Source organism: Mycobacterium sp. NGS58 (assembly GCF_059812385.1).
The window spans coordinates 1-17,170 of record NZ_JCALCO010000021.1 but is presented as its reverse complement, the minus strand read 5'-3'; the positions used below and the strand labels follow the sequence as shown (position 1 = coordinate 17,170).

At 64.4% G+C, this 17,170-nt stretch carries 13 protein-coding genes and 1 pseudogene; 6 read left to right on the top strand and 8 right to left on the bottom strand.

Annotated elements, in window-relative coordinates:
* Positions 1-28 precede the first annotated feature (28 nt).
* The 5 genes from cydB to AC5Y4H_RS19050 all read right to left on the bottom strand — a co-directional run bounded on the left by cydB (position 29) and on the right by AC5Y4H_RS19050 (position 7,044).
* A complete protein-coding gene (cydB, locus tag AC5Y4H_RS19070) occupies positions 29-1,069 on the bottom strand; it encodes a cytochrome d ubiquinol oxidase subunit II (protein WP_499984024.1) in 1,041 nt (346 codons plus the stop codon).
* Positions 1,070-1,104: 35 nt separating this feature from the next.
* Positions 1,105-2,577 (bottom strand): cytochrome ubiquinol oxidase subunit I, encoded by a 1,473-nt coding sequence (locus AC5Y4H_RS19065; protein WP_499984023.1) that lies wholly within the window; start codon positions 2,575-2,577, stop codon positions 1,105-1,107.
* A gap of 88 nt (positions 2,578-2,665) precedes the next feature.
* Positions 2,666-3,271, bottom strand: coding sequence for an HdeD family acid-resistance protein (locus AC5Y4H_RS19060; RefSeq protein WP_499984022.1), 606 nt, complete (start codon positions 3,269-3,271; stop codon positions 2,666-2,668).
* A gap of 27 nt (positions 3,272-3,298) precedes the next feature.
* A complete protein-coding gene (locus AC5Y4H_RS19055) occupies positions 3,299-4,630 on the bottom strand; it encodes an adenylate/guanylate cyclase domain-containing protein (RefSeq protein WP_499984020.1) in 1,332 nt (443 codons plus the stop codon).
* A gap of 791 nt (positions 4,631-5,421) precedes the next feature.
* Positions 5,422-7,044, bottom strand: coding sequence for an alkaline phosphatase family protein (locus tag AC5Y4H_RS19050; RefSeq protein ID WP_499984018.1), 1,623 nt, complete (start codon positions 7,042-7,044; stop codon positions 5,422-5,424).
* A gap of 424 nt (positions 7,045-7,468) precedes the next feature.
* Between AC5Y4H_RS19050 and AC5Y4H_RS19045 the strand changes: the two genes are divergently transcribed.
* The gene (locus AC5Y4H_RS19045; protein WP_499984016.1) at positions 7,469-8,176 is read left to right on the top strand and encodes a GAF and ANTAR domain-containing protein; all 708 of its coding nucleotides are present in this window, start codon (positions 7,469-7,471) and stop codon (positions 8,174-8,176) included.
* Between the two features lie 33 nt (positions 8,177-8,209).
* Here the strand turns inward: AC5Y4H_RS19045 and AC5Y4H_RS19040 are convergent, their stop codons facing one another.
* Positions 8,210-9,613: a hypothetical protein gene (locus AC5Y4H_RS19040; RefSeq protein ID WP_499984140.1), complete on the bottom strand. Its 1,404-nt coding sequence runs from the start codon at positions 9,611-9,613 to the stop codon at positions 8,210-8,212.
* A 210-nt stretch (positions 9,614-9,823) separates the two neighbouring features.
* Here AC5Y4H_RS19040 and AC5Y4H_RS19035 point away from each other — a divergent pair, with 210 nt between their 5' ends.
* From AC5Y4H_RS19035 to AC5Y4H_RS19020, 4 genes are all read left to right on the top strand, one after another.
* A complete protein-coding gene (locus AC5Y4H_RS19035) occupies positions 9,824-11,092 on the top strand; it encodes a glycosyltransferase (protein WP_499984015.1) in 1,269 nt (422 codons plus the stop codon).
* Between the two features lie 80 nt (positions 11,093-11,172).
* Positions 11,173-12,567 carry a nucleotide sugar dehydrogenase gene (locus AC5Y4H_RS19030; RefSeq protein WP_499984014.1) on the top strand — a complete coding sequence of 465 codons (1,395 nt, stop codon included), beginning with the start codon at positions 11,173-11,175 and terminating at the stop codon, positions 12,565-12,567.
* Between the two features lie 31 nt (positions 12,568-12,598).
* Positions 12,599-13,624, top strand: coding sequence for an NAD-dependent epimerase/dehydratase family protein (locus AC5Y4H_RS19025; protein WP_499984012.1), 1,026 nt, complete (start codon positions 12,599-12,601; stop codon positions 13,622-13,624).
* A 55-nt stretch (positions 13,625-13,679) separates the two neighbouring features.
* On the top strand, positions 13,680-14,579 hold the full coding sequence (locus tag AC5Y4H_RS19020; protein ID WP_499984011.1) for a class I SAM-dependent methyltransferase: 900 nt from the start codon (positions 13,680-13,682) through the stop codon (positions 14,577-14,579).
* Positions 14,580-14,584: 5 nt separating this feature from the next.
* Here AC5Y4H_RS19020 and AC5Y4H_RS19015 read toward each other — a convergent pair whose 3' ends face one another.
* Both AC5Y4H_RS19015 and AC5Y4H_RS19010 read right to left on the bottom strand, forming a co-directional pair.
* The gene (locus AC5Y4H_RS19015) at positions 14,585-15,370 is read right to left on the bottom strand and encodes a GAP family protein (protein ID WP_499984010.1); all 786 of its coding nucleotides are present in this window, start codon (positions 15,368-15,370) and stop codon (positions 14,585-14,587) included.
* 120 nt (positions 15,371-15,490) lie between these two features.
* Positions 15,491-16,759 (bottom strand): glycosyltransferase, encoded by a 1,269-nt coding sequence (locus AC5Y4H_RS19010; RefSeq protein ID WP_499984008.1) that lies wholly within the window; start codon positions 16,757-16,759, stop codon positions 15,491-15,493.
* Positions 16,760-16,949: 190 nt separating this feature from the next.
* Here AC5Y4H_RS19010 and AC5Y4H_RS19005 point away from each other — a divergent pair.
* Positions 16,950-17,170 (top strand): annotated as a pseudogene (locus tag AC5Y4H_RS19005) (hypothetical protein); the annotation flags it as partial.

The following is a 17,170-nucleotide window of genomic DNA, read 5'->3' as shown; positions in this document are numbered from 1 at the left end:
GGCGCCCGGCTGGCACGGTCCGTACCGCTCAGGACGCGCGCCTTGCCAGGCCGATGGGCGCCGGTATCCGGTCAGCCGAGATCCGTTGGCGGAAAATCCAATACGACCACGCTTGGTAGATCACCGTCAGCGGGGCCATGAACGCCGTCACCCACGTCATGACTTTGAGCGTGTAGTTGGTGGAGGAGGCGTTGTAAATGGTCAGGCTCCATTGCTGGTTCAGCGTCGAGGGCACCAGGTTCGGATACAGCGACGCGAAGAGCAGTATCACCACGGCCGCGACCACCAGCGCGACGCAGGTGAACGCCCACCCGTCCGAGGCGCGCCGCCACACCAGCAGCACTGCCGCCAGTTGCGCCAGCACCGCCGCGGCCAGCACCAGCCAGCTCCAGTCCTTGCCATGAGCCAACTGCGTCCACAGGCCGAAGGCCGCGACCAGTCCGGTGACGGGAAGGGACAACCAGACGCCGAATCGGTATGCGTCGTCGCGGATTGCGCCGGAGGTCTTCAACGCGACGAACGTCGCGCCGTAGAACAAGAACAATCCGGCGGTGGCCAAGCCGCCCAGCACCGTATACGCGTTGAGCACATCGGTGACCGAAAGGTGAATGTGACCGTTGGCCTCGACCGGGAGTCCACGCACCAGGATGGCGAACGCAACTCCCCACAGGAAGGCCGGCAGCCACGACCCGGCCGCGATGCCGACATCGGCCCAGCCGCGCCATTTGGTGTCATCGATCTTGCCGCGCCACTCGATCGCCACCGCTCGCACGATCATGCCGAACAGGATCGCCAGCAGCGGCAGGTAGAGCGTGGAGAACACGGTGGCGTACCAGCCGGGAAAGGCGGCGAACATGGCCGCGCCGCCGACGATCAGCCACACCTCGTTCCCGTCCCACACCGGTCCGATGGTGTTCAGCGCCGTGCGGCGCAGCGGTTCGGGCTCACCGATGCCGACGCGCGCAAACGGTTCCATCAACATGCCCACGCCGAAGTCGAAGCCCTCGAGGATGAAGAATCCCAGGAACAGCACCGCGATGATGCCGAACCACAACTCCTGCAGTCCCACCGTCTTTACTCCTTTCGGCGTCGGATAAGTTCTCGTCAGTACGCAAAGGACAGGGGCGCCACCTCGTCATCGCTGGGCGCCTGCGGGGGAGTGGGTTCCGCGTCGTGTTCCAGCGGCCCTTCGACCACGTAGCGCATGAGCAGGAAGAACCACAGCACCGCGAGCACCGCGTAGACGAGGGTGAAGGTCACCAGCGAGGTAATGACCATCCCGGGCACGTGATTCGACACGCCCTCACGGACCGTCATCCGAATCAATTGATCTCCGGTGGGATTGGGCGCCACCACCCAAGGCTGACGGCCCATCTCGGTGAATACCCAGCCCGAAATGTTGGCCAGGAACGGTGTGGGAATGGTGAGCAGCGCGAACCAGGACATCCAGCGGCTCTTGGGTGTTCGCCCACCGCGGGTAACCCACAGCACGGTCAGGGCGAACAACACTGGGATGGCCAAGAACCCGATCATCGCCCGGAAGGACCAGTAGGTGACGAACAGGTTCGGCCGATAGTCGTCGGGTCCGAAGCGCTGCTGGTACTCCTGTTGCAACTCGTCGACCCCGCGCAGTGTCACGCCGCTGAATTTGCCCTCGGCCAGGAACGGCAGCACGTAGTGCACCTTGATGACTTCGGCGACGCTGCCGCAGTTGTTGTGCGTGCCGATCGTCAGCACGGAGAAGTCGGGGTCGGTCTGCGTGTGACACAGCCCCTCGGCCGACGCCATCTTCATCGGCTGCTGCACGAACATCAGCTTGCCCTGACGGTCACCGGTGAAGAACAGGCCGACAGTGGCGAGCAGCACCACCCCGCAACCCAGGATGGCGGCAGGACGAAACATGGTGCGGGCGTCGGTTTGCGGATCGGGTGCGGCGGACTCGGTCTTGCGCGAGCGCACCATCCACCAGGCGCTGACCGCGGCGACGAAGGTGCCCGCAACCAGCAGCGCCCCGGTCACGGTGTGTGAAAACGCCGCTTGCGCAGTGTTGTTGGAGAGCAGGGCGAAGATGTCGTCCAACTCGGCGCGACGCGTCGCCGGGTTGTAGTGCGCGCCGACGGGATGCTGCATGAACGAGTTCGCCGCGATGATGAAGAAGGCCGACGCGTTGACCCCGAACGCGACAATCCAGATGCAGGCGAGGTGTACCAGTTTCGGCAGTCGGCTCCAGCCGAAGATCCACAACCCGATGAACGTGGACTCGAAGAAGAAGGCGAACAAGCCCTCCATGGCCAGGGGCGCACCGAAGATGTCGCCGACGAACTTCGAGTACTCCGACCAGTTCATCCCGAACTGAAATTCCTGGACGATCCCGGTCGCCACGCCGATGGCGAAGTTGATCAGGAACAGCTTGCCGAAGAACTTGGTCAGTCGGTACCAGGCGGCATTACCGGTGGCCACCCACACCGTTTGCATGATGGCGATCAGCGGCGCCAAACCGATGGTGAGCGGCACGAAGATGAAGTGGTAGACGGTAGTGATACCGAACTGCCACCGCGAAATATCGACGACATTCATCTGTCATCTCCCCAGACTGCGGAGGCCCGACCAACGGCTACGACAGAGTGTAGTAGATGAGTCGGCCTCAGTGCTAGCTGCGTCCTCCTCAGCGGGCGAGGGTTTTGGAGGCCTTGCGGATTCCGAACGACGAAACGATCTCGAACACGCCGATGACCACGAACCACGCGCCGACCACGATCGCCAGGGTGACGATGGATTGAAACGGTGATGCCAGGACGACGATGCCGGCGAGGAGGCTGATCACGCCGACGAAGATGTTCCAGCCGCGACCCGGCAGGTGCGGGTCACTGATCGCGGAAATCGTTGTTGCGACACCGCGGAAGATGAAGCCGATGCCAATCCAGATGGCCAGCAGCAGGATTGCGTAGCCCTGACCAAAATGGCGGAAAGCCAGCACCGCCAGAATCAACGACGCTGCGCCACTGATGAACAGCAGGATCCGGCTTCCCGCCGAGACATGAAGTGAGAACGCGAAGACGACCTGCGCGATGCCCGTAATCAGTAGATAAACGCCGAAGGCGATGGCGGCGACCAGGATGGAAATTCCCGGCCACGCCAACACTAGGACACCGAGGACAAGCGACAGAATTCCCGACAGCAGAGCGGATTTCCACAGATGCGGCAGCAAGCTCGGAACGGGGTGGGTTCCAGGAGAGCCAGGGGAGATAGTCATGGCCGCAGTCTGGCACAAACGTGGGCCGTGGTACAGGGACTTTGGTCAGACGTGGGCCGTGCGTGGATCCTTGGCACGCAGGTCGGTGGGTTCTTCGCCTGCCCTGCGGCCGATGAGATACCAGGTGCGCATAAAGCCCTTGCCCTTGACTTCAATGCGGCCGCGCTCTTGCAGAACAAAGTCGTTTTTGAGGCGCTCGTACATCGCCTCGGGCACCTGGATTCGCCCCACCGAATCGGTGGACTCCATCCGTGACGCGACGTTGACCGCGTCGCCCCACACGTCGTAGAAGAACCGGCGGGAACCCACCACTCCGGCCACGACGGGCCCGCAGGCCATGCCGATCCGCAACGGGACCGCCTCACCGTGCGGATCATGTAGTGCGGCAGCAACATTGGCCATATCGATCGCGAAATCGGCCAGGGCAACGGCATGATCCGGCCGCACCCGTGGCACCCCGCTGACCACCATGTAGGAGTCCCCGCTGACCTTGATCTTCTCCAAGCCGTGCTTGTCGACCAGCTCATCGAAGGCGTTGTACAGCCGGTCCAGGAACCGCACCAGGTCGGCCGGGGCTGTACTGCTGGCGCGCTCGGTGAATCCGACGATGTCGGCGAACAGGACGGAGGCCTCGTCGTACTTGTCGGCGATCACGTTGCGGTCGGCGCTCTTGAGGCGTTCGGCGATGCTGCCCGGCAACATGTTGGCCAGCAGCGCCTCCGATCGCTGGTACTCGGATTCCATCACCGCCTCGGCGCGGGCTGTGTCTCGCAGGGCGAACCACAGCGTCACGACCACCATCACGACACTGGAAATCGCGGTGACGACGAACCCCGTCGACTGCACCCAGGCTGGCTGCAGTCCGGTGTTGCGGGGCACCAGGAACTCGACGGCGATTATCAGCCCGGCGGCGCTGGCCGCCAGGATAGACGCCAAAACGATGTGTTCGACGCCCAGCAACAGCACGACGATGCAGGCGCCCACCAGGAAAAAGAACTGAGCCCCCGCGCCGGTACCCACGTCCAGACAGCTGGCGAAGACCGAGACGTACGCAGTGCCCAGGAAGGTAAGCGGCGCAACCAGTTCCCCGAATCGCTGCAACCACGGAACCATCGCGAAGACCATGGCGCCGACAACGTTGATGGTGCTGACCTGCCACAGCCACGCTCCACTGACGATCTGTACAACCACAAAGCTCACGCTGACCAATACGGCCAGCCACGCGGCGATGGTGAGAATCCGCGCGCGGCGTGCCGCACTGTCGGCGTAGTGCTGATTGCGGTCGCGCGACTGAGCGCGCGCCGCGGCAACGCAGTCCGGGCGCTCCGACGAGCCGTCTGGGCGTCTTGGTGGGGCACCACATTTCCTGGCCGCCACGCGTGTAAGCCTAACCGCTGAGCGGTACGCATGGCGGGGTGTCTTTATAGAAGTCGGGAATGAGCCGACTGCCCGGCCGGGTGAATGCCGCGACTAGCTAGCCATCGGGGACCGCAGTTTGGTGTGCCGCACCGACTCGCCCATCGGCCGATATCCGACCAAATCGGCTTTTCGCGCCAGCGATTGCGGGCGAGGTCTGCGAGCAACCGGTCGGGCGCTGGTCCTGACCTCTGCGATAGGCCGTAAGTGCTCTCGGCGATTGGTCCGTAAGCGGTTCCTTTTCATCCCACGGCAGCGAGCAAACCACGCGATCGGCCGCCTCGCCGCGCAGATCGGGGCCAGCAGCGCCAACGCCACAAAAATGGCTTGCTGTACATGGGACACTTCAGTTCTCCAATCTTTGGGTCGCGCCCGGCAGGTCGACGCAACCACCCCTGCAACGCCGCGACATGCATCAGAGAGTATGAGAGGACACCGCCGACTTCCCCTAACGACGCGCCAAATTGCGGCTGCGAATAGTCACTTTTTGATAACCGGCGACGATGTCGGCTTCTTCGAATGGCACGCGTGCTGAAAGATCATTCTTTTACCCGCCAGAAAACTGCCGCGGACGCTGGGCCGAAACCGTAGTCGATTAGTCACCGCAGGCCTGAAGAACGTTCCGGGATGAATTCAAATGCGCACGACCGCGTCATGCCGCTGGCGCGACTCGCACGCGGTTCCGTCGTGATTGATCAGCGGTACACAGGGTCGCCGGTGGGGCCTCGTCGCCGCATTGGTGCCGGGCCGCTCTAGCCCGCCTGCCAGTATTCGTTCATCGGCTGGGCGAATTTGTCATTGTTCGTGAGGCGGGGAAGTTGCAGTGAGTCTTCGATGGTGCGGAGCAGGCTGTAGTGGTTGTTGTAGTTGGCGGCAACGATGTGGCCTTGGCGCATACCGGAGTTCGGTGACGGGATGACGATCATGGGGACGTGGTTGCCTTCGTTGCCAATGCCCAGCGACAGGTTGTTGTAGTCCTCGTCCCATGTGATGAAGATGGCGCTGCGCTGGTTTTGGAATGCGGGCGAGTTCAGGATCGTGGGCAGCGTCGCCGCGAGGAACTGGTCGCCGGCCTTGATGTTGTACTGATGGGTCGTCAGCAGACTCAGGATGAACTCGATGTTGACGGGGCCCTCCATGTTGTGGTCTTCGTCCGCAGCCCACCACACGTAATTCGGGGTCGTGGCGGGCGTGGCCAGGTCGACGGCCATCCGCTCCAGCGGCAGCACGTGCGCCCGGCAGCGAGCGTCGTTGGCCACGATGTCGTGGAACGCCAGGAACGGTAATTCGCCGGGGCTGTAGGGACCCGCGGACTGCTTGAAGCATGGCTCTGGCATCGATTGCTCGTAGGAGGCCCATCCCTTGCCCGCTTTTTCGACGTTGTCGGCCAGGTTGGTTTGGTCGAAGCAGTCCAACTCGCAGTTGTAGTTGAAGCCGAAATCGGATCCGCCGAGAATCGGGTAGTAGTTCGGAAGGCTTGGATGGGTTTGCGCGTAATAGTTTTCGCCGTACCCGTAGTTATTGATGAGGCCGTTGGTGTATGGCGCGTTGCGGCTGCCGACGATGTCCTTCACGCCATGGTTCTCCAGATAAATCATGAATACGTGGTCCAGGGGGCCGACTTTCGATGCCGGTGGTGTCGGCGGCGGTGGGACAGGCAGCGGGGCGCCGACGTTCAACGAGATGTTGTCGGCGTAGGCGTTGTTGTAGTTGCCGATCACCGGGTTCCGGTCCTTGAGCGTGACGACCACATTCGCACCGCGGGCTCCCCGGGGAATGGCCCCGGTGGTCTCACGTGGGAGGAGTGCGGTTTTCAAGCGGCGGTCCAGCACAGTGACCGGCCCGATCTTGCCGGCGCTCAGCGGCGTTTGGCGGTCGGCGGCAACGAATGTCACAGTGACCGACGCTTCGGACGGGTCTTCGAGGAAGCCTCCCAGCCATCCGCTCAACATGTATGGCACGGTGCCGCTGTCGATCTGCGGTGCCGCTCCGGACAGATCGACGAACTGGGTGAGCGTCGATGTGGCTACGTTTCCGCCGCCGAAGAACTGCACGGCGCCGTCGGGGGGCCCGTTCTGAGCCCGCGGAAATCCCAGTGCCGCCGGCAGAGTCGGACCCGGCGATCCCAGCGGCCACGGCAGCCGGCGCGCGGTGCCGTACTTGATCACGGTCGGTGTGCCGGTCACGGTCCACGCCGGAATGGACACCGAACTGTATGCCGACAGGGACGGGTCGCCGAACTCGGCACCCGGATTCATCAACAGATTCGGGCTCATCACAACGGCGGCGGAGACTTTCGGCGCAGTGAACGCCGACAGCACCAGCAGGGCAGCACCGGCGACGCCACCAACCGCACGACCAAGCCGACCGAACATCAGGTACCACCTCTGCGGTTAACGCGCCGCGAATTGCTCCGTCGATCGTGAGCTATGTCACGCTGAACTCCTACGTTGTTGCGTGAATTGATATCCAGCGGTTGCCATTCGGTGACCGAGTCCGCGACGCAATTTTCGATGCAGTCGTGTATGAGCGGTCTTTATTCCGGGTGGGGAAGCAGGCCTTTGCGGACCGGCCGGCCACGGCGAAATTCGGCGACACACGGGTGGCGCGATACTGCCCCGAGCGCCTGCCGCCTGTGCCGAGCGAGGGCTCGACCGCGGCGCGGTCCGCTGCGGTCGATCGACGTGGCGGATGCGCTGCCGGGATCAACGCGGTAACCTGATTGGTTGTATACATGTCTAACAATTCCGCAAACCCCGGCGCGCCGCCAAATCGCGCCAGGTTGAATCAGGTATCTAGATGACTATGCCGTTGCGTCACGAAGACCTGGCCAAAGCTTTCGCAGACCTCGCCGCTCAACTGCAGCTCAAGAAGGGGTCAACGGACACGCTGCAAGCGATCGTTCATTCCGCGGCGCGGATCGTGCCCGGGGCGCGCTGGGCGGGCGTCTCGATCGTGGATGGCAAGGCGGTTGTGCCGAAAGTGCCTACCAGCCCTGAGGTGGCCGAGCTTGACCGGATGCAGTCGGACCTCAGTGACGGGCCGTGTTTGACGTCATTACGAGGCCACCACACCGTGCTGGTCGATGACATGCGCACCGATCCCCGATGGCCCAGGTATGTCCGCGCAGCGCGGCAACAGGGCATCCTCAGCCTGTTGTCATTCCGGCTGTTTGTCGAGGGCAGCAGCCTTGGCGCGCTCAACATCTACAGCGACAAAAGCTGCGCCTTCACCGAGGACTCGATCATCCAGGGTGAAGTCTTGGCCCAGCACGCTGCGGTGGCCATGATCGGAGCCGCCGCGGAGACACAGTTCGAGGTCGGATTGGCGACCCGCGACATCATCGGCGAGGCCGAGGGCGTTCTCATGCGCTGGATGGACTTGACCCGTCTGCAGGCTTTCAGGCTGCTGACCCGCCTTTCGCAACAGTCCGACACGAAACTGGTCGAGATAGCTCGCTTGGTCGTCGAACAGCATCGATCCAAGGTAGAACCCGCGAATCCCTGAGCCCTGCCGCACCTCCGCCGAGGGACCTCTTGGTTAGTCGATCTTGCCGGTCAGATCGAAGTCGGCGAGGGTACGCCGAGCCAGCTCGCGCACAGCGTGCTTGGTGTTCTCGGCGCCCGGTTGGTAGGCGTTGACGGTGAGGTAGATCGTGGAGCCGCCGGTGCGCCAAGACTGGAGGGTCATCTGACCGCCTGTCTGCTCGAGCCACTGTCGCGTCACGTGTTGCCCGGTCGCTCGTGTCATCACAAGCTCGCCGTCAGTGCCGTCGAGGCGGCATACCAGCGGGCCGAAGTCGCCGAGGTTCGAGCAGAGCATGGGCACGTCGGGGTCGGTGAATCCCGCGTCGACCATCCGCTTCAACGCCCGCTTCGGGGTGAACGGGATCAGCGAGCGTAACTGCAGTGCCTCATCTGGACTCTCCCGCAGCGTCGTCAACGCCTTCGTGATGTCGGCACGGAGGTCACTCAGATCCGTCGTTACCCGCGTCGGATCGACGCGCACGATCGCAATCGACATTGCGTTTGCGCGCATATCACCCTCAGTGCGGTCGTTCATCGGCAGGTGCAAGGTGACCACACCGTCCCCGTCACGTCGACGCCCCGCGTGCTCAGCGAATTTCGCGGCAAAAGCTGCGACCAGCGTCTTGCCCGTTCCGCCGAGATCCTTTGCGCGGGCATCCCAGTCGGCGCCGTCCACCTGGATCCAGGCAGCCGGCACGACGAGAGGGTCGTCGCCGTCACATGCGCGGGGCGCGACGGCCCGGGGAGCCGGTGACCCGGCAAGGTCGCGTCGCGCACGACGGGCAATCTTCCCCGCCATGGCGAGAGCCCGCGCGACGTCCGGGACGTCCCGCGCGGTGCGGCGGGCGTCCTGGACTAGCGCGCGCAACCGAGTCCGTGAACGCGGGAGCGAATAGTCAAGGGCGGCGGGGTTGCTAAGGACGGCGTCGACGACTGCGAGGGCGAGCCCGAGGCCATCGAGCAGGTAGTGGGAAAGGACCAGGCTGACCGCGGTTGAGCCGTCAGTAAGAGGAAGCACGCCAAGATGCCAGCCGCGCTGTTGTTCAACATCGATCGGCAGTTGTGAGCGTTCATCGGCCCAGTCGCTGAGTTCGGTGGGTGGACGGGCGTGATCTGCGACGTCGATGTCCGACGGGCCGCGATCCAAGACCCAGCGAGGCCGGCCGAACGGCAACGGCGAGCGCTCGATGCGCCGCCCCAGCAGCCCCTGACCGAGATTGTGGTGAAAACGTCTCAGCTCGGCGAAGTCGATAGCGTGCTCATAGATCCACACGCACTGGATGACGAGGTTCAGACCGGCGGCGCGATGGCCGGCAAACAAGCCTTGGTCCACCAACGCGAGCCGATCATCCGGCCGCGCATCAACGCGGGATGCGCGGGCGTCAAGGTATGCGCTCACCCGGCCAGGCCAATTCATCAGATGAGAGTAGCCGAGCCAATCTGTCGGCCGGCTCGGCGCGGGATCACGCGGGTCGCCGTTGAGTGCAGGGAAGCCGTTTGCCTCGGCCAACCGCTTACCAACGACATCGGCCGGCTCGAATATGGGGTTGCAACAGGGCTTTTCGAGCGCTTGAATGGCCCCTGACGTTGTGCACGCCGCACGATAATCGAAAGGCCAACCTCCGCGATGAAATTTGTGCTTGCCGTTTACGGAACCCGCGGCGATGCCGAGCCCGGTGTCGCTGTCGGTCGTGAACTGTTGCGCCGCGGACACGACGTACGTATTGCCGTCGCGCCCGACCTGGTTGGTTTCGTTGAGTCGGCGGGGTTGACGGCGACCGCCTGCGGGCCGGATGCGCGGGCGTGGCAGGACGTCCACCGCGACCTTTTGACGCGGTTGTTCCGCGCACCATGGCAGGTCCGGGAACTCAGAAGCTTGGTGCGCGAAGATCGGGAGCTGTTCAACCAGCTCTGGGAGGAGATCAGCAAGGCGCTGATGTCGCTGGCGGATGGGGCCGACGCGCTGGTCACCAGCGCCATTGGTGAGCAGTCCGCGGCCAACATCGCGGAGCATTACCAAGTTCCGTTGGCGATGCTGCACACCTTCCCGATACGGGCCAACGGCCAGCTCCTGCCGGGCCTGCCTGCGCCGGTGGGCCGTTCGACGATGACGCTGTCCGAGCGGCTGAGTTGGCCCATGATGAAGAGGCGCGATGACGGGCAGCGTCGTGAACTCGGGCTGCCGAAGGCAACGGGCCTGTGGTCGCGACGGGTCGCTGAACGCGGATCGTTGGAAATCCAGGCATACGACGAGGTGTGCTTTCCCGGGCTGGCGGCCGAATGGGCGAAGTGGGATGGCCAACGCCCCTTCGTCGGCGCGCTGACCATCGAGTTGCCGACGGACGCCGATGCCGAGGTCGCTTCATGGATTGCCGCGGGAGCACCGCCGATCTTCTTCGGGTTCGGCAGCACGCTGGTCAAGTCTCCGGCCGAAACGGTGGCCATGATCGGCGCGGCTTGTGCGCAGCTCGGCGAGCGGGCGTTGATCTGTTCCGCGGAGACTGACTTCAGCGAGGTTTCACATCTCGAGCACGTCAAGACCGTGGGCGCGGTGAATTACGCGACCGCCTTTCCCGCCTGCCGCGCGGTCGTCCATCATGGCGGCACCGGCACCACGGCGGCGGGTCTGCGCGCCGGAGTTCCGACGTTGATCCTTCCGACGTTCGGCGATCAGACGCTCTGGGGAACTCAGGTCAAAAGGCTGAAAGTCGGTTCCGCCCGGCGGTTTTCGAGCACAACCAGCGAATCGCTGGTTGCGGACCTGCGCCGGGTCCTCGCCCCGGAATGCGTGGCCCGGGCTCGTGAGATCTCGGCTCGCATGACGACATCCGCCGAAAGCGTTGCCGCCGCCGCCGATCGTTTGGAAAATCTCGCCCGGCTGCGGCACCCGAGCTGATCCTCGGGCCCCGCTCGCGCGATACCGCGGCAGGCATGGCACCCTATTGGACGTCTGTGCAGTGAGCGGAATGACGCTAGATGGGCGGGTCAATGCCAGCATGCGTATTCGGGCGTAGCGACGCCGAGATCGACTTCTTGGTGCGTGGCCAGCGGTCGGGGATCGCAGTCGTGGGCTTCGGCTACATCGGCACGGTGATCGGTGCCGTGCTGGCTGACCGTGGCTGGCCGGTGACGGGGATCGACGTGCGGCAGAGCGTCGTTGACGAGATCAACCTGGGTAAGACCACGGTGCCTGAGCCGGGGCTCAGCGAGCTCGTGTCCGACAATGTACGGGTGGGCCGCCTTCGCGCCACGACCGACTTCGGCGCCGTCGCGGACAACGACTTCGTGATCGTGAACGTCGGTACGCCGCTCGGTCCGGCCTATGAGCCCATCGTCGACGACATCAAGGCGGCCGCTCGGGCCGTGGGGGAGCACCTGCAACCAGGCCACATCGTCATCCTCAAGAGCACGGTTCCACCCGACACCACCGAAACCCTCGTTCTGCCGATCCTGGAAGAGGCCTCGGGTCTACGGGCCGGGGTCGACTTCGGGTTGGCGTTCTGCCCCGAGCGGCTCGCCGAAGGCCAAGCCATCCGCGAGCTCACGTCGATCCCCGTCGTGGTCGGTGCCGTCGATGAGCGCAGCGCACGCGCCTGCGCGACGCTGTGGCGACATGCCCTCGGGGTCGATTCCGTGATCGTCGACAATCCCCGGACCGCGGAGATGGTCAAGCTGGCCGACAACCTCTGGGTGGACCTCAATGTCGCGCTGGCGAACGAGCTGGCCAAGGTTTGCGACAGACTCGGGATGGACGCCCTGCAAGTCATCGACGCGGCAAACACCATGCCGAAGGGCGGCGGTGATGTGAACATCTTGCGGCCGAGCATGGGCGTCGGCGGTTACTGCTTGACGAAGGATCCGTGGTTCGTCCATCACTTGGGCGAGTCCGTAGGACTGAACCTGGCGATCCCGCGGACATCGAGGACCGTCAACGACACGATGCCCGCCTACACCTATGGGCTGCTCGAGCAGCTCCTCGCCGATCAGGGTAAGGAGCTCGAGGCGAGCACGATCGCGGTATTGGGCGTCGCGTTCAAGAACAACACCGGCGACTGTCGCCTCACACCCACCAAATACGTCGTCGACTTGCTGGAGAAGTCCGGCTGCCGGCTTTCGATCCATGACCCGTGGGTGACGGACGCGGAGGCACGCGCGGTGACCAAGATCCCCCTGACCGCAGACATCGAGTCGGCGGTCGAGGATGCCGATGCATTGGTGCTCCTGGCGGGCCACCGGCAGTTCCACCAGATGCCTCTGGTTCGGCTCGCGGCCCTGGCGCGGCCCCGATGTGTTTTCCTCGACGGGCGCAATAGCTTCGACCCCGCAGCGGTGCGCACAGCGGGCTTCGTCTACAAGGGCATCGGCCGGTAGGCGTGCCCGAACCCGGAATGAAAGAGCGTTCATGTCCAATGTCGTCGTGACGGGCGGCTACGGCTTCATCGGATCGCACCTGGTCGCCGCGTTGCTGGACCGCGGGGACTCCGTCACGGTGTTCGATCTGGAAAAGGACACGCGCGACAGCGATCTCGACTTCGACCGGCACGCCAACTTCCGGTTTGTGCAGGGCGACGTCACCGATCTGAGCGCACTCCAGACCGCCCTGACCCCCGGCGTCGACAGGGTCTTCCACCTGGCCGCGATCGTCGGTGTCGAAAACTATCTCAAAGACCCGCTGCGGGTTCTCGATGTCAACGTGACCGGCACTCGCAACGTGCTCGAGCTGAGCCGTCGACACCAAGCGCATGTGGTGTTCGCCAGTACGTCCGAGGTGTTCGGGAAGAACCCGAACCCGCCGTTCGCCGAGGACGACGATCGCGTCCTCGGTTCCACACGAACCGCGCGTTGGAGCTACAGCACCAGCAAGGCCATGGCCGAACATCTCGTCTTCGCCATGCATGCGTCCCATGCACTGCCGGTGACGGTGGTTCGCTACTTCAACGTTTACGGCCCGCGGCAACCTCCGATCTTCGTGATCTCGCAGAGCATTCACCGGATCCTCAACGGCCGCAGGCCGTTGCTCTACGACTCCGGCGACCAGACGCGATGCTTCACCTATGTCGACGACGCCGTCGCCGGCACCTTGCTCGCGTCCGAGAGCGCCGCGGCGATCGGCGAGGCCTTCAACATCGGCAGTATGACCGAGACGACGGTGGGCGAGGCGGTCGCTCTGGCGATCGAGATCGCATCTGTCGCCTCGGTGACCAGCGCCGAAACCGTCGACACTGCAGCGCGTTACGGGGATCGCTATGAGGACATTCCGCGCCGTATCCCCGATTCGACCAAGGCGCAGCGGGAGTTGGGGTGGCGCCTCCGGATAGACCTCGAGGAAGGGATCCGTCGCACCATCGATTGGGCGCGTGCGAATCCGTGGTACCTCAAGGGATTTGCAACGCATCAATCGGGAGGTCCAACTGAACGAGATCAGTGAAGAGTGCCGCCTATGCGGATCGAGCGGGCCTCATCGGCCAGTGGTAGTTCGCGAAATGATGTTCGGAACCCGCGAGCGGTTCGACTACTACCTCTGCGCCGCGTGCGAGACGTTACAGATTGTGGATGTGCTCGAGGGCGAAGAGCTCATGCGTCATTATCCGCGAAACTATCACTCGTACAACGAGCCTGCGATTCTCCGGTGGATCATCACGCAGCAGGACCGGTACAAGTTGCGTGCCGGCGGCCGGCTCGTCGGGCCCCTGCTGACGAGGCGGCTGCCCGACGGTATCCTTCGCCTTCTCCTCGGCGGAGACGTGCTCGGCATGCTCGCTGCGCTCCCGGTTGACCGTGACGCGCGAATTCTGGACGTAGGCTGCGGCAGTGGTCTGCTGCTTGACCGATTGGCCAGAGTGGGATTCACCAACTTGTGCGGTGTGGATCCGTTCATCGCGGGCGATGGCCAGACGCCGCGGGGAGTGCCGTTGCGCAAGCGCGATTTCAGTGAAATGACGGGCGAATTCGATCTCATCATGTTCAATCATTCGCTCGAGCACGTTCCGGACCCTGTCGGCATGCTCAAGGTGGCGCGCGGGAAGCTCGCCGCCGGAGGCATGTGCCTGGCTCGGGTACCGACGACCTCGTCGGAAGCGTGGACGAGTTATGCGGCGGACTGGGTGCAGATCGATGCCCCTAGGCATTTCGTCATACCCTCACGGCGGTCGATGGCACTGGCAGCTGAGAGGGCGGGGCTGCGGGTGGAGCGGACATTCGATGATTCCAATCTGGGTCAGTTCTTGGGGAGCGAAGCCTATCGGCGAGACGTCGGGGTGACCGACCCGCAAATCCTTCGGATGTTCGGGCCTTGGCAGATGTGGAAGTGGGCACAACGCGCGGATCGGCTCAACCGGCAGGGCCGCGGCGACCAGAAGGGTTTTGTCCTGCGGGCCAACTGATCCCGTCAGATGACGCCCGCGCCCCGTGCCACCAGCGAGAGACCGACCACCGCGAAGATCGCGGCCAGGACCTGTGCACGGTGGGCGAGCGCCCATTCATGCAGCGGTTGCAGCATCGCTTTGGTTCTTTCCGGCGTGAGCAGATAGCTCAGCAGGGTGATTTCGAAAACCGCAAGCATTCCGACGACGAACGCGACGGCAGCGATGACCTGTGTGCCGATCGGGGCTCCCGACGCGACGATGGTGGTGTCCACGAGGAGGACCAACAGCGGGCCCGGCAAGATGGACATGCCGACCACCAAGGCCACCCACAACGAGCCGTTCTCCCACGCATCGTTGGCACGGCCGACCAGCCGCCGGATTGCGGATCCGCGTTCGTTCGCCGCGTCGTGGTCGCGGCCCTGCGGCAGCGAGGGCGCGGCCGGCTTCGAGTCGAGCACTAGGGTCGAGGATTTGGCGAGCGGCGCCGGCTCGCTTCGCCGCGCGCGGGAGCGCACCACGATCAGCGCCGCGATCGCCAGCCCGAGTACACCCAGGCCGAGTTGAATGTGCCGGGCCACGGAATTCGGGCCCGCGGCGGCCAATCCATCTGCTGTAGACCTGAACGCTGGCATGACGTGCAGCGCCACCAGCGGAACCAACAATGCGGGAACGTTCGTGATCAGGCAGCCGACCCAGCACGCGAGCAGGCTTTGCACCGGCCGCGGCCGCGAAATCAGGAGCAGGATGAGGCCGAGAAGCACGGGGTTGAGCGCCCACAGCAGCGCCATCCCGAGCACGGAACCCCACACCGGCCGAGACACTACCCTGTCCAGTCCCGACCGGGGGGCGCGGTCCCGGTGCGCACGGCCGCCTGGCCGGCGTCAGCCGTTGCGGCCTTTCGTCCAGGGGGCCCTGCTGGTCACACCGCGTCAGCCAACGTGCCTCAGTCGGGCGAAGTTCTCCAGTAGGTCGGCGGTGTTGGCAACGCTTTCGGTGGGTTTCGTTGTCCGGGTGGCCACCTCGCGGGCCCGCGCGACGTAGTCGGGGTCGAGGATCGTGCGCAGGTCCGCGACCAACGATTCCTGGCTAGCGGTCGAAAGGCGGCGCCCAAAGCCGAGTTTCAGCTGTTTCACGTGTGCCGCCCAGAGCGCCTGATCGGGCGCCGTCCAAAGGATCAGCATCGGGACGCCTGCGCGCAGAACCGCGGCGATGGTGCCCATGCCACCGTGGTGCACGACCGCGCGGCAGGCGGGAAAGACCGCCGCGTAGTTCACCGCGTCCACCACCTTGACATGGTCGAAATGGGGGAGACCGCTGAAGTCACTCCAGCCGGAGCAGACCACCGCGCGCTCGCCCAACTGCGCGCAGGCCGCGCCGATCATGGCGAGTGTGTCGGCCGGGGATTTCACCGGGGTGCTGCCGAAGCCGAAGAAAATCGGTGGCGTTCCCGCGGCAATCCACGACGCGACCTCCTCATCGGCGTCGGTGGTCAACTCCATCGTCAGCGCCCCGACAAAGGGGCGTTGGCCGTTCGATGCCGCCCATTCGGCCGCCAGTCCGGGGAAGCACACCTGTTCGTAGGCCTGAATTTCCAGCGACCCGTGCTCGGTGATCCGTCGTGGCGCGGAGCGTGTCGCTTTTGGCAGGCCCAGCTCCCGGCGCTGCACGTCATCGAACTTCTTCATCCCGCGCCAACCCAGCCACTCGTACGCCCGCACCGCGGAGCGGCCCCACGCCGGCGACAGGAACGGCAGGAGATGGCCGTTGACCCGCACTGGGGCCAGATGCAGCGTGGCCAACGGAATGTCGTAGTACTCAGCAACATTGGCGGCGGGCTGCTCGAAGTTCAGAAAGGTGATCAGCAGGTCGGCGCCGTCCGCCAGCGACCGGAGCGTAGCGTTGATCTCCGTCCAGTACCTGGTGACGGAGTCCCCGATCTCGCGCCACGAAGTGATCAGCTCTCGCACCTTCCAGAAGTTCTGGAACGAGCGCGTCCATAAGTCGCGGTGCGCGCTCCACCACTCACGCGTATCCGGTCCGTAGGCGACCGCCGTAAGTCCAGCCGCCTCGGCGAAGCCGACCAGATCGGGCGGCACGGCCATGCTCACCTCGTGCCCACGACGCAGCAGCTCGCGGCCGACAGCGACGCAGGGCTCGACATCGCCCCGCGTCCCGTAGCTCGCCAGCACACATTTCATCGCGCATCCCGCGGCATGGAATCTCCTTTTAAGCTGCAGCGAACTGCGCTATATGTCCGGCGCTAGGTCGTTGACGGCTAACCCGCGATGTGCGGTGCCGTGTGCGATGTGACTATAACTCAGTAGTGCTAACCGCAGACCGCTTCGACCAGCAGGAACGAAGACACCTAGTCGGAAGTACGGTACGACGATGAACAACGTGCTCGACCCGTTCGACCAGCTCACGTTCGACGCCGAGCGAGCGACGGGAGTCGCGTCGATCCCACATCCGTTCTGGGTGTACAACCGCCCGGTCGACATCGACGGTCTGCGGAAGTTCCATCATCACCTTCAGTGGGGATTGTTGGCCCGCCGCATCGAACCGTCCCGGTTGCGGTTCGGCCGCCACCGCTGGGTGTCAGCCGACCGCCC

Bases quoted from the DNA above. Each gene is read 5' to 3' on its own strand.
- AC5Y4H_RS19065 (WP_499984023.1), bottom strand. From the start codon at position 2,577: ATGAATGTCGTCGATATTTCGCGGTGGCAGTTCGGTATCACTACCGTC.
- AC5Y4H_RS19050 (WP_499984018.1), bottom strand. From the start codon at position 7,044: ATGTTCGGTCGGCTTGGTCGTGCGGTTGGTGGCGTCGCCGGTGCTGCC.
- AC5Y4H_RS19045 (WP_499984016.1), top strand. From the start codon at position 7,469: ATGACTATGCCGTTGCGTCACGAAGACCTGGCCAAAGCTTTCGCAGAC.
- AC5Y4H_RS19040 (WP_499984140.1), bottom strand. From the start codon at position 9,613: ATGAATTGGCCTGGCCGGGTGAGCGCATACCTTGACGCCCGCGCATCC.
- AC5Y4H_RS19035 (WP_499984015.1), top strand. From the start codon at position 9,824: ATGAAATTTGTGCTTGCCGTTTACGGAACCCGCGGCGATGCCGAGCCC.
- AC5Y4H_RS19030 (WP_499984014.1), top strand. From the start codon at position 11,173: ATGGGCGGGTCAATGCCAGCATGCGTATTCGGGCGTAGCGACGCCGAG.
- AC5Y4H_RS19025 (WP_499984012.1), top strand. From the start codon at position 12,599: ATGTCCAATGTCGTCGTGACGGGCGGCTACGGCTTCATCGGATCGCAC.
- AC5Y4H_RS19020 (WP_499984011.1), top strand. From the start codon at position 13,680: ATGATGTTCGGAACCCGCGAGCGGTTCGACTACTACCTCTGCGCCGCG.
- AC5Y4H_RS19010 (WP_499984008.1), bottom strand. From the start codon at position 16,759: ATGAAATGTGTGCTGGCGAGCTACGGGACGCGGGGCGATGTCGAGCCC.